This window comes from Aliiroseovarius sp. S2029, assembly GCF_023195575.1.
GTDB lineage: Bacteria > Pseudomonadota > Alphaproteobacteria > Rhodobacterales > Rhodobacteraceae > Aliiroseovarius > Aliiroseovarius zhejiangensis.
In genome coordinates this window covers 56,822-75,570 of the sequence record NZ_JALPQE010000007.1, presented here as the reverse complement: position 1 = coordinate 75,570, position 18,749 = coordinate 56,822, and the positions used below count along the sequence as shown (strand labels likewise).

The window sequence follows — 18,749 nt, the reverse complement described above, 5'->3', positions numbered from 1 at the left end:
GCATAACACCAATTCGCAAGGGACGCGACATGCATCTTCTGGCCGCCACACCCGGTTCCATCGACGACGGAAAAGAACCTGTCGATCTGGGGCAGACCCCGGCGGATGTGGTATTCATCTCGGCCGCCGATACGGAACTGGCCGGGCTTGCACAGGCGCGGGCCGAGATGGCCAACCCCCCCGAATTGCGCCTCGCCAACATGATGCACCTGGCGCACCCCATGTCGGTCGATCTGCATGTCGACAACTGTGCGACAAAATCCCGTCTGGTGATCGCCCGTGTTCTGGGCGGTGTCGGCTATTGGAAGTACGGCGCGGAACAATACGCAGCGCATTTGCGCAGCGCAGGGGTGCCACTGGCCTTGCTGCCGGGCGACGACAAGCCGGATGCTGAGTTGCGGGCGCTATCGACGGTGTCTGACGAAGATTACGACGCGCTTTGGGCTTACCTTGTTGAAGGCGGGCCGGAAAATGCGGTCGGGTTCCTGACCTACACGCGCGTCATGCTGGACGGGGGCGACAAGCCCGAAGCGGCGCGTCCTTTGCTGCGCGCTGGCGTCTATTGGCCTGGTGCCGGGGTGGCTGATCTGGATGCGGCGCGGGCCGACTGGACCGATGACGCCCCCGTGGTGCCGATCGTGTTCTATCGCGCGCTGGTGCAGGGGGCCGGGCTGAACCCGATCAACCGATTGGTGCGGGCGCTGCTCCGGCAAGGGCTGAATCCACTGCCCGTCTTCGTCGCCTCGCTGAAAGATCCGGTGTCGGTGGCCACGATCGAGCATTTGTTCACCGAAGCCGCCCCGTCGGTGATCCTGAACTGCACCTCGTTCGCGGTGGGATCACCGCATGAGGGCGATCCATCGCATGCCGCCAACCCGTTCCAGATGCCATGGTGCAATGCCGCCCCCGTCTTTCAGGTCGTGCTTGCCGGGTCCAGTGAAGAGGCATGGGCAGATGGCCTGACCGGCCTGTCCGCCCGCGACATCGCGATGAACGTGGCCTTGCCCGAAGTGGACGGGCGCATCCTGTCCCGCGCCATCAGCTTCAAGGGCGAGGCGTTCTTTGACGAAGCCACCGAATGCCCCATTGCCACCTATCGTGCGCGTGGGGATCGGGTGCAGTTCGTGGCCGAGCTTGCGGCAAGTTGGGCGAAACTGCGCGGGGCCAAGGTGGCGGATCGGCGCGTGGCACTGATCATGGCGAACTATCCCAACAAGGACGGGCGGCTGGCCAATGGCGTCGGGTTGGACACGCCCGCCGCAGTTGTTCACGCCTTGGGGGTGCTCCAAACCGAAGGCTATCGCGTTACCGATGTCCCCGCCGACAGTGACGCCTTGATGCAAGCCGTAATGGCGGGGCCGACCAATTGGCTGACAGATCGCGCCACCCGCACAGGTGGCGTGACCCTGTCGATGGCAGAGTATCAAATCAGCTATGGTCAACTGCCGTGGGCGTTGCGCGAAGCAATTGAAACGCGCTGGGGCAAGCCGGAAGAAGACCCGTTCTACACCCCCGGTTCAGTTGATTGCGGGTCGTTCGCCCTGTCGGTGCTGGAATATGGCAACGTGATCGTCGGGGTGCAGCCCGCGCGCGGTTACAATATTGATCCGACGGATACCTATCACAGCCCCGACCTTGTGCCGCCGCACAACTACCTCGCTTTCTATTTCTGGCTGCGTCACACCTTTGGGGCGCATGCGATTGTACATATGGGCAAGCATGGGAACCTGGAATGGCTGCCGGGGAAATCCGTGGCCCTGTCAGCGGATTGCTGGCCCGAGGCGGTGCTTGGCCCCCTGCCGCATGTCTATCCGTTTATCGTCAACGATCCCGGCGAAGGCACACAGGCCAAGCGCCGCGCGCAGGCGGTGATCATCGACCACCTGACACCCCCTTTGACACGGGCCGAGACCTATGGGCCGCTGCGTGATCTGGAGGCTTTGGTGGACGAATATTACGAGGCGGCGGGCGTGGACCCACGCCGCATCGACCACCTGCGGCGTGAAATCCTGACGCTGACACAGGCCACCGGGCTGGATGCGGATGTGGGCATGTCGGGCGAGGATGAAGAACAGGATCTGGCGAAGCTCGACGCGTATCTGTGCGAGTTGAAAGAGGCGCAGATCCGCGACGGGTTGCACATCTTCGGGCAATCGCCGCAAGACCGGTTGGAGCGTGACCTGGTGCAAGCGCTGGTCCGTGTGCCGCGCGGGTCTGGCGACGGGGGCAATGCGTCGTTGATCCGGGCAATGGCCGAGGATCTGGGGCTGGACTTCGACCCTTTGGATTGCGACATGGCCGCACCCTGGACCGGATCACGGCCAGAGGCTTTGACGGGTGACGGCGCGTGGCGCAGCCATGGCGACACCGTCGAGCGGTTGGAGGAGCTGGCGGCGCGCATTCTGGACGGAAAGGCCTCCGCGCCCGGTCCGGCAACGCAGGCCGTACTGACCGAGGTCGAAACAACTGTGCGCCCCAACGTGGCGGCCTGTGGTCCGGGTGAGGAAACGGGGCTCCTCACCGCCCTTTCAGGGCAATTCGTCGCCCCCGCACCATCCGGTGCGCCCACCCGCGGGCGGCTGGACACGCTGCCGACGGGCCGCAACTTCTATTCCGTCGACAGCCGCGCCGTGCCGACCCCGACCGCCTGGGCGCTGGGCTGGAAATCGGCGAGCCTGTTGATCGACAAACACCTGCAAACCCATGGCGACTGGCCGCGCGCCATGCTGGTCACGGCCTGGGGCACGGCGAACATGCGCACGGGTGGTGACGACATCGCACAGGCGCTGGCGCTGATGGGCGTGAAGCCGAAATGGGACAGCGCCAATCGGCGCGTGACGGGGTTCGAGGTGATCCCGGCAACGGCGTTGGGTCGCCCGCGTGTTGATGTGACATTGCGCGTGTCCGGCTTCTTCCGGGACGCCTTCCCGCAACTGATCGCGCTGGTCGACAGCGCCGCGCGCGCTGTGCAGGCGTTGGATGAACCCGACGACGTGAACCCCGCCGCCGCGCGTGTGCGGGCGGGCGAGGGGGCACATCGGGTCTATGGGTCCAAACCCGGTGCCTACGGCGCGGGGCTTCAGGCGATGATCGACGAACGGCTTTGGGCGAACAAGGCCGAATTGGCTGACGCTTACCTTGAATGGGGTGGCTATGCCTATGGTGCAGGCAGCGAAGGTGCGCGCGACCGGGACGGGTTCGAGGCGCGCTTGGGACAGGTCGAAGCCATCGTGCAGAACCAGGACAACCGCGAACACGACCTTCTGGACAGCGATGACTACTACCAGTTTGAAGGGGGCGCAGCGGCGGCGGTGGCCACCCTGCAAGGGCGTGACCGGCCCATCTATCACAACGACCATTCCCGCCCCGAACGCCCGGTCATTCGCACCTTGGATGACGAGATCGGGCGTGTCGTGCGTTCCCGCGTGGTGAACCCGAAATGGATCGACGGGGTGAAACGCCACGGCTACAAAGGCGCGTTCGAGATCGCGGCGACGGTCGATTACCTCTTCGCGTTCGCCGCCACCACGGGCGCGGTAAAGGGGCATCATTTCGATCTGGTCTATGCGGCTTTCATCGACGATGACGACACGCGGGGATTCATAGATGAACACAACGCGCCCGCATTGAAAGAGATCGCCGAACGCCTGACCGAAGCGATAGAGCGCGGGTTGTGGATGCCCCGGTCCAACTCGGCGAAGGCGCGGTTGGACGAGCTGCGATGACACCGCGCCGGATCACGCCAGACGATGATATGGCGCCGATCCTTGCGCTGTTGCATCGCGCCTTCGCCGGGATGGAGGACCGCATCGACCCGCCCAGTTCACTGCATCGCTTGACCGTGGAGGGGATCGCCGAACGGGCGCGCACGGGCGAGGTCTGGGTGATTGACGATGTGGCCTGCGTTTTCCTGACCCCGCAGCCCGAGGCAAGACCTCCCACACTTTACATCGGCAAACTTGCCGTGGACCCTTCAGCGCAAGGACACGGGATGGCGCGCCGGCTGATTGACCTTGCCCAAACCCGCGCGCTTGATCTGGGTCTGTCGCGGCTGGCACTGCAAACGCGGGTCGAGCTGGTCGAAAACCACGCAATCTTCAAGGCGCTCGGCTTCGTGAAAACCGCAGAAACCGCGCATGAGGGATTCGACCGGCCCACATCCTATCGGTTCGAAAAGCGGCTGCCCTGACGCTAGCCGCAGTCGATCTCGGCCCGCTGGATGGCCTGATCGCCGGACAGTGACCCTTCAACCACCTTGCAGCCTGTCGCCTGTTCAATCGCGATCTTGGCGCGAGAGAGGATCACAGGGATGCGCGGCAAGGCTTCGAAATTTGTGCGATAGACCTCGACCCAGTTTTCGCGGCGGTGGATTGAGAAGGTCGAGCCTTCTACCGTCACCTTTTTGACTGACGTGTCGGATGACATGAATTGCGGGCTGGGGCTGTCGCAGGCCGCGACAAGCAGGCCGGTTGCCAGAAACGCGGCGCAGGAAAGAATGGGCTTCACTTGGACACTCCTGTTTTTCCGCAGCGTGCGCGGCGATGGTTAACAACCGGTTAAGAACAACGCACGGGTGCGACATCATGTGCGCGACAATCCCTTGCCCGCGCAGGCTGTCACGACTATAAATATTCACAAATATGAATATGAATGGAGAAATCCCATGCAACACACTCGCCCTGCGGACACCTATTCTCCGCTCTATTTCCTGGCTTCGGTCGGGGCTGGTGGCCTGTCGGTCACGTTCTTCATGTACCTGATGTTCTGGGTGCCGCATCCCGGCAAACCCGTTCCCGTTTTCGAAGACATCATGGCGGCTTTTTCTACGGGGTCGGTCGGCCTGAAAACCGGGATCCTGGTGGCGATGCTGGGGATTGCCGCGATGGTGTTTCTGAATCTGAAATACCTGATCTGGAACCTCAAAACCTTCTCGGTCTTCCGCAAGACCGAGGCGTATACCAAACTCAAATCCTCAAACGGTGAGACCACCATCCTTGCCATGCCGCTGGCCTTGGCGATGAGCGTCAACGGCCTGTTCATCGTCGGTCTTGTGTTCGTGCCGGGTCTGTGGTCGATCGTGGAATACCTGTTCCCCTTTGCCATGGCCGCGTTTCTGGCCATCGGTATTATGGCGCTAGTCTATATTGGCGACTTCCTTGGACGGGTGCTGACCAAGGGGGGTGTGTTCGACGTGACCGCGCATAACAGCTTTGCGCAGATGCTGCCGGCCTTCGCGCTGGCCATGACCGCCGTCGGCTTTTCCGCCCCCGCCGCGATGAGCACGAACACCGTGGTGGTTGGCGTGTCGCTGGTCGGGTCGACCTTCTTTGGCATCGCGTCGATCATCTATGCCGTGCTGGCGCTGTTCACCGCGTTCAACTCGATGCTGCATTATGGCACGTCGAAGGAAACCGCGCCGACGCTTCTGATCGTGATTCCGCTGATGACCATTCTTGGCATCATGGCGTTGCGTCAGGATCACGGTCTGCATGCCACGTTCGAGGTGCATGGAAGCGCCGGGGAAACCATGATCTTCCTGGCCCGCCTGATCGCTGTACAGGTTCTGTTCGGGCTGTTGGGGCTGGTGATGCTGGCGCGTCACGGCTACTGGAAAAGCTATGTGTTCGGCTCTGACACCTCGCCCGGTTCCTATGCGCTGGTCTGCCCCGGTGTTGCCCTGTCGGTGTTGCTGCAATTCTTTATCAACGCAGGATTGGTGCAGGCAGGTGTGCTGACAAAATACTCGGTCATGTACTGGGTGATCACGGCGGTCGCGATTGCGTTCCAGTTTGCAATGGTCGCCCTGGTGCTGCGTCTGAACCGCCAGCATTTTGGCCGCCCCGCCGTGCAAGCCGTGCCGGCTGAGTAAACCAGGCACCATCAAAGGACGGGGGCGTGTCGGAAGCGGCGCGCCCTCTCTTGCATCTGGACCTTATGAGCCGCACAGTGACGGGCGAACAATTCATGAGGACAGCATGACCGTAGATCCCGACAGACACGCCTCGAAGATGGCCAAGAAGAAAGCCGCCCGTGACAAGATCATGGCGACCAAGACCGACAAGAAGGGTCTGATCATCGTGCACACCGGCAAGGGCAAGGGCAAAAGCTCGGCCGCGTTCGGGATGATCTTTCGCTGCATCGCGCATGGGATGAAATGCGCTGTGGTGCAGTTCATCAAGGGCGGGATGGATTGCGGCGAACGCGATCTGATCAACGACAAGTTCGGCGACATCTGCGAGTTCCATACGATGGGCGAAGGCTTTACCTGGGAAACGCAGGACCGCACCCGCGACATCGAAATGGCGCAGGCGGCGTGGGAAAAGTCGAAAGAGTTGATCCGCGATCCGTCAAACACCATGGTTTTGCTGGACGAGATCAACATTGCCATCCGCTATGACTATGTCGATGTGAACGAGGTGGTCAAATTCCTTGTCGAAGAAAAGCCCGAGATGACCCACGTGGTTCTGACCGGACGCAACGCCGCCGCGGAACTGATCGAAATCGCCGATCTGGTAACCGAGATGGAGCTGGTCAAGCACCCGTTCCGGTCGGGGATCAAGGCGCAGCAAGGGGTCGAATTCTAGACCTCTGAGGAGGAGGAAGATGCCCAAATTCTATCTCGCCTACCACGAGCCGCGCGACGTGCCGGATGACAAGAAGGCGGATATGCAGGCCGCCTACAAGGCATGGATTGCCAAGTATGCGGACGCGTTCGTCATGCCGGAAACGCCGTTCAAGGCGCAGTGGACCGTGGATGGTGACGGTGCGCGCGAAGGGTTCAAACAGCCAATGATGGGGTTTTGCATCATCGAAGCGGCCGACGCGGATACGGCACTGGCGATTGCCAGTGAAAACTCGTTCATCCAGATGGGCACCATCCATCTGGCCGAGATGATGGAGATGCCGGGCGGCTGACCGCCCGCGTCACCCTTTCCGTCCCATTTCGCGCAAATCGTCCAGTGTCAGGCTGGGCGTGGCCACTTGCGGGTCGAGCACCAGTTCGATCACCGCCAATCTGTCGGCTGCTTGGGCGCGGGCGAAGGCCTCGGCGAAATCCGCGCCATTGGTGACGGTCTCGCCATGCCCGCCATAGGCGCGGGCAAGCGCGGCGAAGTCGGGGTTGGCCATGTCGGTGCCGGACACGCGTCCCGGATAGGTCCGTTCCTGATGCATTCGGATCGTGCCGTAACGACCGTTATTGGCAATGATCGCGATGGGTTTGGCGCCGTGCTGGATGGCGGTCGACATCTCGTTCAAGGTCATCTGAAACTCTCCGTCCCCCAGCCATGCGACAACGGTGTGGTCGGGGTGTTCAAGGCTCGCGGCGACTGCGGCGGGAAACCCGTATCCCATCGACCCGGACGTGGGTGCAAGCTGGGTGCCGTGCTGTTTGAAGCAGAAGTAACGGTGCAGCCATGTGGCATAATTTCCGGCCCCGTTGGTGATGATGGCGTCCTCGGGCAGGTTCTTGGTCAACCAAAAAACCACCTCTTCCATTTTCACATCGCCGGGCGTGGTCACGGGGGCTTGAAATGCCTCGTAATCGACGCGCGCGGACCGGGTCCAGTCGGACCATGTGGGCGCTTCCGTTCCATTTGTCTGTACAAGCGCCGCAAGGGCCTCGGGTCCGGTGGCCACCAGTGCCAGATCGGCGTGATACACGCGCCCCAACTCGTCAGGGTCGGGATAGACATGAACGATCCGCTTGCCCGTGGCCGCAGGGTCCAGCAGCTCGTAACCACCCGTCACACTGTCACCCAGACGCGACCCCAGCACGATCAGCGTGTCGGCGTCGCGCAGCCGTGCGCCCAGTTTCGGGTTCATCCCAACGCCAAGGTCGCCGACATAGTTCGGGTGGCGGTTGTCCATGAAGTCTTGCCGCCGGAAGGCACAGGCGACGGGCAGGTCATGGGCTTTCGCAAACCGGGCCAAGTTGTCAGCCGCCTCTTGCGACCAGCCCGGCCCTCCCGCGATCACCAAAGGTTCTTTCGCGTCTGCCAGCATCGCGGTGATTGCTTGCGCATCCCCTGCGGTGACATGTCCGTTCGAGCGCGCCATGGCAGGGCGATCCGGCACGTCGGCATGGGCGCTCAACATATCCTCGGGCAGGGCCACGACCACCGGACCGGGGCGACCTGATCGGGCCATGTGAAAGGCACGAGCCAGATATTCGGGCAGGCGTTCGGTTTGATCCACCTCGCAGGCCCATTTGGCAAGTGTGCCAAACACCGCGCGATAATCGACCTCCTGAAACGCCTCGCGGTCGCGATGGTTGCGCGCGATCTGACCGACGAACACCACCATCGGCGTGCTGTCTTGTTGGGCCACGTGAATGCCGGACGCGGCATTGGACGCCCCGGGTCCGCGGGTGACGAACACCACCCCCGGCTCTCCGGTCAGTTTTCCATGTGCCTCGGCCATCATGGCCGCGCCGCCTTCCTGACGACAAACGACGTTCTCGATCCCGCTGTCATGCAGACCATCCAGTGCCGCCAGAAAACTTTCTCCGGGCACCGAGAACACGCGCCGCACCCCTTCGGTTTTCAGGTGATCGACCAAAATCTGTCCGCCATGCCGCATGTCTGCACCTCCCGTTGCCCATTCAACCGTTGACCTTGCCCGACACGCACCGCACCTTGGCGGGACGCTTGAGGGAGGTTCAATTGTCCAATCATCGTTTGCTTGGCATGTCCGGGTCATTGCGTAAAGACGCAACGAACCGGCTTCTGATCAGAAACGCCGCGCGCGTGTACGGCGATGCGGAGTTTACCGAGGCCGATCTTGATCTGCCGCTTTACAATGCCGATGATGAAGACGCGCAAGGCGCCCCTGACAGCGTGGTCCGACTGGCCGGGCAAATCGCGGTGGCGGATGCGGTCATCATCTCGACGCCCGAATACAACGGCATGATGTCCGGCGTTCTGAAGAACGCGCTTGATTGGGTCAGCCGGGTAAAACCGATGCCGTGGACAGACAAGCCCGTGGCAATCATGTCGGCTGCGGCGGGGCGTGCCGGGGGGGTGCGGGCGCAAAACTCGTTGGTGTTGGCGATGATGCCATTCCAGCCGCGCCTGATCACCGGGCCATCCGTGGCCATTGCGGGTAGCCGTCAGGAGTTTGACGAGGGCGGCAAGTTGAAAAGCGAGCGATACGAAGCCACGCTATCGGCGTTGATGGAGAAGCTGCGCGCCGAGGCTGAACGGGCCTAAAAACTGGCCTCAACCCTGAAATCCTCGGGGATCGTGTCGCGCCCCTCCAGCACCAGATCGGCCATCACCTCGCCGACTTTCGGCCCCATGCCGAAACCGATCTTGAAGCCGCCATTGGCGATGAAGTGACCGGATCTGCCGGGATAGTGCCCCAGCATCGGCGCGCGGGACTTGGCGCGTGGGCGCACCCCTGCCCAGCGGTCAATGACAGGGGCATCAGCAATGGCCGGGCAGATGGCACGCGCACCGGCGATGATGTCGTCAAGCGCGGCATCGCAGCTTGCCGGGTCGTCGAATTCGCGTTCACTGGTTGATCCGATGGCGACCGTTCCGTTGGCATGTGGGATGATGTGCAACGCGTCTGCGAAAAGCTGCGGCAGATGGGCAGCCTCATGTTGCAGCAGCGCACTTTGCCCTTTCACCCCGTTGCCGACGGGTTTCCCCAGCTCTTGCGAGAGGTCCAAAAGCCCCTGCCAGCCGGTGGCCCAGACGACGCGTCCTTCCTCACGCCCTTCTTGGGCGATCTCTCCACCCTTAGCCTGAACCGCCCCGGCCAGCGCCTTTGCCGCAAATCGCGGGTTCATCCGCGCGGTCAGCGTGTCGTGGATCAGGTATCCGGTCGGGCTGTCCGGTGCCCAGCCCGGAAAATCAGAGACGGGGCGAACGTCCCACACCGCCTTTCCCTGCCATAGGGTTGCAGCCTCGGCCTTGCGGTCACGGGCAAGGGCCAACTGGCGTGCGTCGGCGATGGGTTGCAAACGGCCCGTGCGGCCATAACCCGAGGACAGGCCGGACACAGCCTCAACCTCAGCCCAATACTCTTCCGCCATGATCAGGCTATCAAACTGAAACGCTTTCTTGGTGTTCCATCGTTCCGGCACATGCGGGGCCAGTGCTCCGACCAACCCACCAGACGACCCCGCTCCGACGCCATGCGGATCAATCACGCGCACCTTTGCGCCGCGCTTCACGCAGCTCCACGCCACAGACAGGCCAAAGATACCTGCGCCATAAATGGTCACATCCATGATTGCCAAAGCATCGGTCCTTCTTCATGGTCACGCGCGTTGGGCCGAGTTCTAGGGCAAGTCATGACAAAGAACCAGAACGCAGACATCACATGGAAAGACAGCGGCGTACCGGTGGCGACGCGGTTCGACGATCCGTATTTCTCGCTTGAAGATGGGTTGGCCGAGACGCGGCACGTTTTCTTGGACGGCAACGATCTGCCCGCCCGGTTCGCACCGGGGTTTCATGTGGCCGAACTGGGGTTTGGCACAGGGTTGAACATGCTGGCGACCTTCCTGTCATGGCTGGATGCGGGGGCGCCACAGGGCGTCCGTTTCACCTCGTTCGAGGCCTTTCCCATGGCGGTCGACGACATTGCCAAAGCGTTGGACGCCTTTCCGGACGCGCGCTCCGCTGCTGCGCCATTCCTGTCGGCGTGGGCCGGCGGCGCGCGCTCGGTCGATTTGGACGGCTTTGCGGTGGAGGTGATCATCGGCGATGCCCGCCAGACCCTGGCCGCGTGGCAAGGCAAAGCCGATGCTTGGTTTCTGGATGGCTTCTCGCCCGCCAAGAATCCCGAGCTTTGGGGGGACGATCTGATGAGTGAGATCGGCGCACACACTGCCCCCAGTGGCACCTTCGCGACCTATACCGCCGCGGGGTTCGTGCGCCGGGCGTTGGACGCGGCAGGCTTCGACGTTGAACGCTCACCGGGCTACGGGCGCAAGCGGCATATGAGCCGCGGCACCCTGCGCCCCTGAGGAGCCGCCAGATGGAGCAAAACACCCGCGCCGGTATTCTACTGATGATTGGGGCGACCTTCGTGTTCGCCATGCAGGATGGCATTTCGCGCCACCTTGCCGATGCCTATAGCGTCTGGATGGTGGTGATGATCCGGTACTGGTTCTTTGCCGCGTTCGTCATCTGGCTGACCCGTCGCAATGGCGAACTAAGGAGTGCCCTGCGACCCGCCCGTCCCTATCTGCAAGTCTTTCGCGGCATACTTCTGGCGCTGGAAATCTGCGTGACGGTGTTGTCTTTCGTGCTTCTGGGGCTGGTGGAAAGCCACGCGATTTTCGCCTGCTACCCGTTGCTGGTGGCGGCATTCTCTGGCCCGGTGTTGGGTGAGACCGTCGGTTGGCGTCGCTGGCTGGCGATTGGCGTCGGGTTCATCGGCATTCTGGTGATCCTGCAACCTGGCGTCGGTGTCTTCGCGCCCGAGGCGATCGTGCCCCTGATCGGTGCGCTGATGTTCGCGCTTTATGGGCTGCTGACCCGGTTGGCGGCGAAAACCGACAGCACCCAGACCAGCTTTTTCTGGACGGGGATTGTCGGCGCGGTCGTGATGACTGTCATTGGCGCGTCGTTCTGGGAACCGATGATCGCACACGATTGGGGCTGGATGGCGCTTCTATGTGTGACCGGCGTGTTGGGGCATTGGCTCTTGATTAAATGCTATGAATTTGCCGAGGCCAGCGTGGTCCAGCCATTTGCCTATCTCCAATTGGTGTTCGTCTCGATCCTTGGCGTATCCCTGTTTGGGGAAGAGCTTCGCACCAACGTGGTGATTGGTGCCGCCATCGTGGTTGGCGCGGGGATATTTACCCTGATCCGCAGCCGCCGCGCGACCCGGCCTATTGCTTAAGCTCCTTTGACAGCGAAAGCGGTTCTGTTTTGCCCGTCAATCGTGCACGATAGACGGGCAGGCTTTCTGCCACGCGCATGACATAGTTTCGGGTCTCGCGGAACGGAATGTGCTCGATCCAGTCGATGATGTCAGTTGAACTGGCGCGCACATCGCCGAGTTGTTCGGTCCAACGTGTCGCGCGGGTCGGTCCTGCGTTGTAAGCCACCGAGACAAGCACCGGGTTCATCCCGAAATCCTCGATCAGCTTGGCAAGATATTCAGACCCTAACCGTGTGTTGTATTCGGGATCCGTGATCAGGCGCGATTTCGAGTATGGCATGTCCAGACGCTTGGCCATGTCCGATGCGGTGCCGGGCATAAGCTGCATCAAGCCACGCGCGCCCACGCCCGACATGACGCTAGGGTCAAATTCGCTTTCGCGCCGTGCGATGGCAAGCTCCAGCGCGCGGGGCACGGTGCGATTGCCGCGCCCGATATCCGGCGTCGGATAATAGGGGCGCGGGATCGTCAGGCCGACGCGGGCGGCCTGTTTGGCGATCATGACTTGCAAATGCGGCTCATCCACGCTTTCGGCCCATGCGGCAAGCTGGCCGATCTCCTCACGATACAGGCTTTCGGCCAGATGCACGGTAAACCGTTCGGCCCAATAGCGTTCGCCAGCCGCTTGCAGAAGCCGCGCGGCCTCCATCACCGATCCGCCCCAGAACCGGGCTTGCTGGAATGGGGGGAACGGCTCGTTGCCGGTCAATGTCGGATCCATCGGCATGCCAGCCTTCTCGGCGGCCAGCAGACCATAGAAACTGGTCTGGTACTCGCCCCCCAGCTCATAGGCAGCCTGTGCCGCGACCGCGTCGCCTGACGCCTCATAGGCGCGACCCAGCCAATACCCCGCGCGACCCATGCTGATCGGTGTGTCCACCGCCAGACGGAACGCCTGGAAATGCTCAAGCGCCGTGACCGGATCGTTCAACTTGCGCAGCGCGACATAGCCGGCGATCCATTCAAGGTCGTTCTGATCCGACCCGCCGGACAAGTGATGGAACGCCGCCAGTTGATAGGCTTGCTGCGCCTCGCCTTCGCGCATCGACCACCGCGCCAGAACCCGGCGCCAACTGGCCCAGCGTTGGGGTTGCCCCAGCGATGCCGCACTGTTGGAACGAGAAAGGATCAGGTCGATCGCGTCCTGATTTCGTCCCTTCGATGCACGCCACAGGAAACGCTCATAGGCAAGCCCCGGATCATCTGCCAAAGCAGAAGGAACAGCGGCGATCAGCGCGTCGACGCCGTCTTTCTTCTTGCGCAGGGCCAGTCGCGCGTTGGCCAGCGCCTGATGATCCTTGTCGACCAACGGCAGCATCCAGCCCGCTTCCTGCGTATCGCCCCGCCAAAGCAGAATATCCAGCCGGTCCCAGTGATAGGGTTTCAGCGTGTCGCCATAGCGGGACAGGAACGCATCATGTTCTTCTTCGTCCAGCGACAAGGTGGTCCAGGCCAGAATGATCTGGGCGCGGGCTTCTTCGGCGGCACCTGTCGCGGTCAACGCCTCGGCGTGCCGCAGCGCGCCCCGGCCGGTTTGCGGTGGTTCCTGTTTGAAGAATGCCAACACCTTCTGTGGATCGTAGCGATACGGGATATTCTCTTCGGATTGCTTGCGCAGGTATTTCAGACCCGGCCAGTCCGGGTGTTTTGCCAAAAAGGCGCGGGTGTCCTCGAAACTGCCCTCGCCACGGCGCAACCGGTGCCATTCGACGATATCGCGCACCAAAGGCCCTCCGCCCTGCGCCGTCGACAAGGCTGCTGACCAGTCATCCGAGCGGGCCTGTTGTACCGCCTGCTTCAACGCGTTCACCGCGCTTGATTCTTGCGCTATTGCCCCTTTCGACATAGCCAGAAAGGGCAAGAGTGACAGGGACAAGGCCCCGATTGTGTGTTTGAATAACCTGCTCATGGGGAAAAACTAGTAATGGCCGCCGGATACGCAACACACAAACTTGGCATTTGTGTTGAACCCGGCTAGTTTCCGCCGCGTTTGCGGGTGCGAGTCAGTTTGCACCGCTTGAAATCAGATACAACAAGATGGAGCGTGTCATGTTCAAAGGATCTCTTCCTGCCCTGGTCACGCCGTTCAAGGACGGCGCAGTGGATTTTGACGCGCTTAAACGCTTGGTGGACTGGCAGATTTCCGAAGGGTCGCACGGGTTGGTGCCTGTCGGGACGACCGGCGAAAGCCCGACCTTGACCCACCAAGAGCACGAAGCGGTGATCGAAGCGGTGGTCGCCGCCGCCGCCGGGCGTGTGCCTGTCATTGCGGGTGCCGGATCGAACAACACCGTGGAAACCCTGCGATTCATGGAGCATGCCAAGCGTGTGGGTGCCGCTGCGGGTCTGGTGGTTACGCCGTATTACAACAAGCCGACCCAGCGCGGGCTGATCCACCACTTCCTGACCGTGGCCGATGCAGTGGACTTGCCGATCGTGATTTACAACATCCCCGGCCGCTCGGTCGTGGACATGACGCCGGAAACAATGGGCGAGCTGGCAAAGCACAAGAACATCATCGGCGTGAAGGACGCGACCGGCGATCTGGCCCGCGTGTCGATGCAGCGCATGACCTGCGGCAAGAATTTCGTCCAACTGTCCGGCGAAGACGCGACCGCGCATGGCTTCAACGCTCAGGGCGGGCAGGGCTGTATCTCGGTCACGGCGAACGTGGCCCCGCGCCTGTGTGCCGATATGCAGACCGCGACCCTTGAAGGTAATTATGCCCGCGCGTTGGAGATCGCCGACAAGTTGATGCCGCTGCACAAGGCAATCTTTCTGGAGCCGGGCACCAGCGGAGCGAAATATGCGCTGTCGAAGCTGGGGCTTTGTTCGGAAGAGGTACGGTCGCCGCTGGTCGGCCTGACCGATCAGACCAAGGCGGCGCTGGACGACGCGATGCGTCAAGCAGGTCTGCTGAACTGATCAAATCAGGCCGGTCGTCTGTGATTTGCGGATGGCCGGGCTGGACAGCACCCGACCGAACGCCTACATCCGCGATATGGCAAAGACGAAAGACGACCCCAACTATAAGGTGATCGCCGAAAATCGGCGCGCGCGTTACGATTACGCGATCGAAGAGGATATCGAGTGCGGCATCGTATTGATGGGGTCCGAAGTCAAATCTCTGCGCGACGGCAGCGCCAATATCGCCGAAAGCTACGCGGCGGTCGAAGATGGAGAGCTTTACCTGACCAACGCCTATATCGCGCCCTATAAACAGGCCGTGACCTGGGGGCATCTTGAGCGGCGCAAGCGCAAGCTGTTGGCCTCAAAGCGCGAGATTGCGAAGATGTGGAATGCGACCCAGCGCAAGGGCATGACCCTTGTGCCTCTGGTCATGTATTTCAATCATAAGGGTCTGGTGAAGATCAAGATCGGCATCGCAAAGGGCAAAAAGGCCCATGACAAACGCGCGACCGAGGCCAAGCGGGATTGGGGCCGCCAGAAACAGCGGTTGTTGCGGCACGGGGATTAAGAAGGGGCCTTGCCCCTCTGCGCATGCGCGCATTCACCCCAGGATACTTGAAGCCAGAAGAAGCACGGGTCACGTCAGGCCGAAACCTGAATAGGGCAGGAAGCGCACCGGCGTTCCGGGTGTGATGTCAAGCGCCTCGTCTGGCAGTTCGACCAGCCCCGTGGCCCAGCTAAGGCCTGAAATGCGGCCCGAGCCTTCGGATTTGAACGCTTCAACTTGACCCTCATCATTGACCCGCGCGCGCAGGTATTCGCGGCGCCCGGCTTTCTTGGATTTTGTGAAGGCGGCGGACAGGTCAAAGGCTTGCGGGGTAAGCCACGGGCCGCCCGCGAGTTTCGAGAAGGCGGGGCGTGCGAAGATCAGCGTGGTGATCAGGGCAGCGACAGGGTTGCCGGGCAGGCCAAAGACCGGGGTTCCGTTCCATTGGGCAAGCGCCAGCGGGCGGCCCGGTTTGATCGCGATGCGCCAGTGGTGCAGCGAACCGGTCTGTTCAAGCAGGGCCGAGACATGGTCTTCGTCGCCAGCAGATGCGCCGCCGGAGGTTAGGATCACGTCCGCTTTGGTGGCCGCATCGTCAAAGGCCTGGCGCAGCTTGTCGCGATCATCGGCCACATGGCCCAGATCGACCGGGGTGTAGCCCCAATTTTCCGCCAGTGACAGCAGCATCGGGCGGTTCGCGTCATAGGTGCGACCCACGTCCAGCGTGGTGCCGGGCTCAGTCAGTTCATCGCCGGTGGACAAGACGCCGACACGCAATTTCGTATGGACCTGAACATCCGGCAGGCCAAGCGCCGACAGAAGGGCCACATCCGGGGCGCGCATTTTGTGGCCTGCGGGCAGGGCAAGCTTGCCGGCGGCCACGTCTTCGCCTGCGGCGCGGGCGTTTGCGCCGGGCTTTACGCCTGCCGGAAAGCTCACGGTATGTCCGTCGATCTGCACGTCTTCCTGCATCACGACTGTGTCGACCCCGTCGGGCAGCAGGGCACCGGTCAGGATGCGGATGGCGTGACCCATTGGCACCGTGCCTTCAAAGGGTGCGCCAGCGGCGGCACGGCCATCGACAAGGGGCATCTGGATCGCGTCACCTGTCGGAAGCCCCACATAAGCGAAACCATAGCCATCAACTGCCGCGTTTGCGCCGGGCGGGTTGGCGCGCACCGCCATATGGTCGGCGGCAAGGACGCGGCCACGTGCCTGTGCCACGGGGATCGTTTCGGTGCCGGTGATGGGGGTCAGGCGGCTTTGCAGGGTCTCAAGCGCCTCATCAACCGGGGTCCAGTGCACACCGGGGGGCAGGGCGAAACAGTCATTGGCCAGCTTGGCCGAGGATCGTCGGGTCATGCCCGTTGCGACGTCGATGAAGGCGGCAATGGCGGCGGTGTCGTCAAGGTCGAAGACTGGCAGGTCAAGATCGGGCAGGGGGGTGTCGCTGGCAACCGCGCGGATGGTGTCGTTTTTGAGGGCAAGCAATGCCTCGCCCGTTGCCGCGCGATGGGCTTCGATCTTGGGGTGGGGGGCGGATTTGAACCCTTCGATCAACACCAGATCGCAGGGGGTCAGCCGGGCAATCAGATCGTCAAGGAGCGGCTCGGCGTTGTCGCGCAGCTCGTGCAGGATCGTCACGCGGGCGGACGAGGTCAGCACGACCTCTTGCGCGCCCGCTAAGCGGTGGCGGTGCGTGTCGGTGCCGGGGCGTTCCAGATCAACGCCGTGATGGGTGTGTTTCAGGGTCGAGACCCGCAGCCCCTTGGCGGTGAAATGGGCGATCAGGCGTTCCATCAGCCCGGTCTTGCCGGAGTTTTTCCAGCCGGTGACACCAAAGGTTTTCATGGGGCGGACTCCAGCAAAGATTGGGCGCGGGTCAGGTCTTGGGGGGTGTTCACGTTGAAGAACGGGTCGAACGGGTCAGGATCGAACACGGCCTGCGCAGCGCCGTGGCGGTCGGTCCATTGGACGACCTTGCGCAGCCCGTCTGCAAGTGCCGCGCGCAGATCATCGCGCAGGGTGACATCCCACAACCCGAAGGTCGGTTGCCGCATCGGGCCACGGTCAGGGTCCAATGTGGCGGCAAGGGCGATCGGAGCGTTGGCGGCGCGCGCCGCTTGCGTCAGCCGATCGACCAGATCGCGCGGGAAAAAAGGGGTGTCTGCGGCGGCGGACACCACTTGGCTTGCACCCTGCGCCGCCGCCCAATCCATCCCCGCAAGCACACCGGCCAAAGGCCCGGCAAACCCGCCGATGCTGTCGGGCAGGACCGGCAGTCCGAGGCCTGCAAACCGCGCGGGATCGCCATTGGCGTTCAGGGCCATTGTCTCCACCTGCGGGGACAGCCGGTCGATGACCTGCGACAAAAGTGTGCCGTCGCCCAATGGCAACAGCCCCTTGTCGCCCCCGCCCATCCGGGTGGCCAGACCACCCGCCAGAATGATGCCGACCGGCTTGGTCATGCGCCAGCCCCTTTGCGGCGGTGTTTGCGGTCTTCGTGGGCCACATGGGCAGGGTCGATATCGCGGATCAGGCGATCCTCACCTGACAAACAGGTGAAGCGTTGCCCGCGCATCCGTCCAATCAGGGTCAGGCCGACCTCGCGGGCAATCTCGACGCCCCAGGCCGTGAACCCAGAGCGGGACACCAAAATCGGAATGCCCATCTGCGCGGTCTTGATCACCATCTCGGATGTCAGGCGGCCTGTCGTATACAGAATCTTGTCGGCCCCCGTGACGCCTTCGGACAGCATCCAGCCCGCCACCTTGTCGACGGCGTTGTGGCGGCCCACGTCCTCCATATAGACCAGTGGGCGGTCTTCCTGGCACAGAACCGTGCCGTGGATGGCGCCGGCTTCAAGATAGAGCGACGGGGTGCGGTTGATCTTCTGCGCCAGCACATACAGCCAAGAGGTTTTCAGCGGCGCGGGGGGCAGGGTCAGCCCCTCCAACCCCTCCATCATGTCGCCGAAAACGGTGCCGACCGCGCAGCCCGAGGTGCGCGTTTTGCGGGCCAGCTTGTCTTCGTAGTCGGTCTCGACCTCCGTGCGCACCACGACGGTGTCGATATCTTCGTCATAGTCCACGCCAATGATCCGGTCATCGTCGGACAGCATTCCCTGATTGCGCAGAAAGCCGAGCGCAAGATATTCGGGATAGTCACCGATGGTCATGGCGGTCACGATCTCGCGCTTGTTCAGGAAGATGGTCAGCGGGCGTTCCTCTACGACCGATACATGGACGGGCGCACCTGTTTCGTCGAAGCCGTCCACCGCCCGTGTCAGGCGTGGATCGGCAGGGAGGGGCGCGATCAGATAGTCGGAAAGTTTGTCTTCGGTGGCCAATTGCAACTCCTGCCATGACGCCGTAAGCGTAGTGCGCAA

17 protein-coding genes are annotated in these 18,749 nt (G+C 62.4%); 10 read left to right on the top strand and 7 right to left on the bottom strand.

The genetic code is table 11. From position 1 onward, the window contains the following. The first annotated feature begins 29 nt into the window (after positions 1 to 29). Positions 30 to 3,725 carry a cobaltochelatase subunit CobN gene (gene cobN, locus MUY21_RS14085; protein WP_248410978.1) on the top strand — a complete coding sequence of 1,232 codons (3,696 nt, stop codon included), beginning with the start codon at positions 30 to 32 and terminating at the stop codon, positions 3,723 to 3,725. Beyond that, entirely contained in the window at positions 3,722 to 4,189 is a 468-nt protein-coding gene (locus tag MUY21_RS14080) for a GNAT family N-acetyltransferase (protein WP_248410977.1), read from the top strand. The genes cobN and MUY21_RS14080 overlap by 4 nt, the downstream gene beginning before the upstream one ends. A gap of 2 nt (positions 4,190 to 4,191) precedes the next feature. On the opposite strand, the gene MUY21_RS14075 is transcribed toward MUY21_RS14080, so the two are convergent. Next, positions 4,192 to 4,506: a hypothetical protein gene (locus MUY21_RS14075; protein ID WP_248410976.1), complete on the bottom strand. Its 315-nt coding sequence runs from the start codon at positions 4,504 to 4,506 to the stop codon at positions 4,192 to 4,194. 157 nt (positions 4,507 to 4,663) lie between these two features. Between MUY21_RS14075 and MUY21_RS14070 the strand changes: the two genes are divergently transcribed. The 3 genes from MUY21_RS14070 (at position 4,664) to MUY21_RS14060 (ending at position 6,915) form a co-directional block, all read left to right on the top strand. Continuing rightward, positions 4,664 to 5,869 carry a hypothetical protein gene (locus tag MUY21_RS14070; RefSeq protein WP_248410975.1) on the top strand — a complete coding sequence of 402 codons (1,206 nt, stop codon included), beginning with the start codon at positions 4,664 to 4,666 and terminating at the stop codon, positions 5,867 to 5,869. A gap of 106 nt (positions 5,870 to 5,975) precedes the next feature. Next, positions 5,976 to 6,584, top strand: coding sequence for a cob(I)yrinic acid a,c-diamide adenosyltransferase (gene cobO / locus MUY21_RS14065; RefSeq protein WP_248410974.1), 609 nt, complete (start codon positions 5,976 to 5,978; stop codon positions 6,582 to 6,584). A 19-nt stretch (positions 6,585 to 6,603) separates the two neighbouring features. After that, on the top strand, positions 6,604 to 6,915 hold the full coding sequence (locus MUY21_RS14060; RefSeq protein ID WP_248410973.1) for a YciI family protein: 312 nt from the start codon (positions 6,604 to 6,606) through the stop codon (positions 6,913 to 6,915). A 9-nt stretch (positions 6,916 to 6,924) separates the two neighbouring features. On the opposite strand, the gene MUY21_RS14055 is transcribed toward MUY21_RS14060, so the two are convergent. Continuing rightward, complete coding sequence (locus MUY21_RS14055) at positions 6,925 to 8,580, bottom strand: thiamine pyrophosphate-binding protein (RefSeq protein WP_248410972.1); 1,656 nt, start codon at positions 8,578 to 8,580, stop codon at positions 6,925 to 6,927. Between the two features lie 83 nt (positions 8,581 to 8,663). Here MUY21_RS14055 and MUY21_RS14050 point away from each other — a divergent pair, with 83 nt between their 5' ends. Continuing rightward, complete coding sequence (locus MUY21_RS14050; protein WP_248410971.1) at positions 8,664 to 9,209, top strand: NAD(P)H-dependent oxidoreductase; 546 nt, start codon at positions 8,664 to 8,666, stop codon at positions 9,207 to 9,209. Here MUY21_RS14050 and MUY21_RS14045 read toward each other — a convergent pair. Then, positions 9,206 to 10,246, bottom strand: a complete 1,041-nt coding sequence (locus MUY21_RS14045; RefSeq protein ID WP_248410970.1) for an FAD-dependent oxidoreductase — start codon at positions 10,244 to 10,246, stop codon at positions 9,206 to 9,208. The two genes, MUY21_RS14050 and MUY21_RS14045, sit on opposite strands and share 4 nt — an antisense overlap. Positions 10,247 to 10,300: 54 nt before the next feature. Between MUY21_RS14045 and mnmD the strand changes: the two genes are divergently transcribed. Continuing rightward, positions 10,301 to 10,978: a tRNA (5-methylaminomethyl-2-thiouridine)(34)-methyltransferase MnmD gene (gene mnmD / locus MUY21_RS14040; RefSeq protein ID WP_248410969.1), complete on the top strand. Its 678-nt coding sequence runs from the start codon at positions 10,301 to 10,303 to the stop codon at positions 10,976 to 10,978. A gap of 11 nt (positions 10,979 to 10,989) precedes the next feature. Then, positions 10,990 to 11,862, top strand: a complete 873-nt coding sequence (locus MUY21_RS14035) for a DMT family transporter (protein WP_248410968.1) — start codon at positions 10,990 to 10,992, stop codon at positions 11,860 to 11,862. Here the strand turns inward: MUY21_RS14035 and MUY21_RS14030 are convergent. Beyond that, positions 11,852 to 13,714: a lytic transglycosylase domain-containing protein gene (locus MUY21_RS14030; protein ID WP_248410967.1), complete on the bottom strand. Its 1,863-nt coding sequence runs from the start codon at positions 13,712 to 13,714 to the stop codon at positions 11,852 to 11,854. The two genes, MUY21_RS14035 and MUY21_RS14030, sit on opposite strands and share 11 nt — an antisense overlap. Before the next feature lie 239 nt (positions 13,715 to 13,953). Between MUY21_RS14030 and dapA the strand changes: the two genes are divergently transcribed. Beyond that, the gene (dapA, locus tag MUY21_RS14025; RefSeq protein WP_248410966.1) at positions 13,954 to 14,829 is read left to right on the top strand and encodes a 4-hydroxy-tetrahydrodipicolinate synthase; all 876 of its coding nucleotides are present in this window, start codon (positions 13,954 to 13,956) and stop codon (positions 14,827 to 14,829) included. A gap of 76 nt (positions 14,830 to 14,905) precedes the next feature. Next, the gene (gene smpB / locus MUY21_RS14020) at positions 14,906 to 15,382 is read left to right on the top strand and encodes an SsrA-binding protein SmpB (RefSeq protein WP_248411052.1); all 477 of its coding nucleotides are present in this window, start codon (positions 14,906 to 14,908) and stop codon (positions 15,380 to 15,382) included. A gap of 69 nt (positions 15,383 to 15,451) precedes the next feature. Here smpB and MUY21_RS14015 read toward each other — a convergent pair whose 3' ends face one another. The 3 genes from MUY21_RS14015 to MUY21_RS14005 are packed head-to-tail and all read right to left on the bottom strand — an operon-like array spanning position 15,452 to position 18,716. Beyond that, positions 15,452 to 17,212, bottom strand: a complete 1,761-nt coding sequence (locus MUY21_RS14015; protein WP_248410965.1) for a bifunctional molybdopterin-guanine dinucleotide biosynthesis adaptor protein MobB/molybdopterin molybdotransferase MoeA — start codon at positions 17,210 to 17,212, stop codon at positions 15,452 to 15,454. Next, positions 17,209 to 17,829 carry a molybdenum cofactor guanylyltransferase MobA gene (gene mobA / locus MUY21_RS14010; RefSeq protein WP_248410964.1) on the bottom strand — a complete coding sequence of 207 codons (621 nt, stop codon included), beginning with the start codon at positions 17,827 to 17,829 and terminating at the stop codon, positions 17,209 to 17,211. Before mobA ends, MUY21_RS14015 begins: the two co-directional genes overlap by 4 nt. Further along, the gene (locus MUY21_RS14005) at positions 17,826 to 18,716 is read right to left on the bottom strand and encodes a formate dehydrogenase accessory sulfurtransferase FdhD (protein ID WP_248411051.1); all 891 of its coding nucleotides are present in this window, start codon (positions 18,714 to 18,716) and stop codon (positions 17,826 to 17,828) included. The genes mobA and MUY21_RS14005 overlap by 4 nt, the downstream gene beginning before the upstream one ends. Between the last annotated feature and the right edge of the window lie 33 nt (positions 18,717 to 18,749).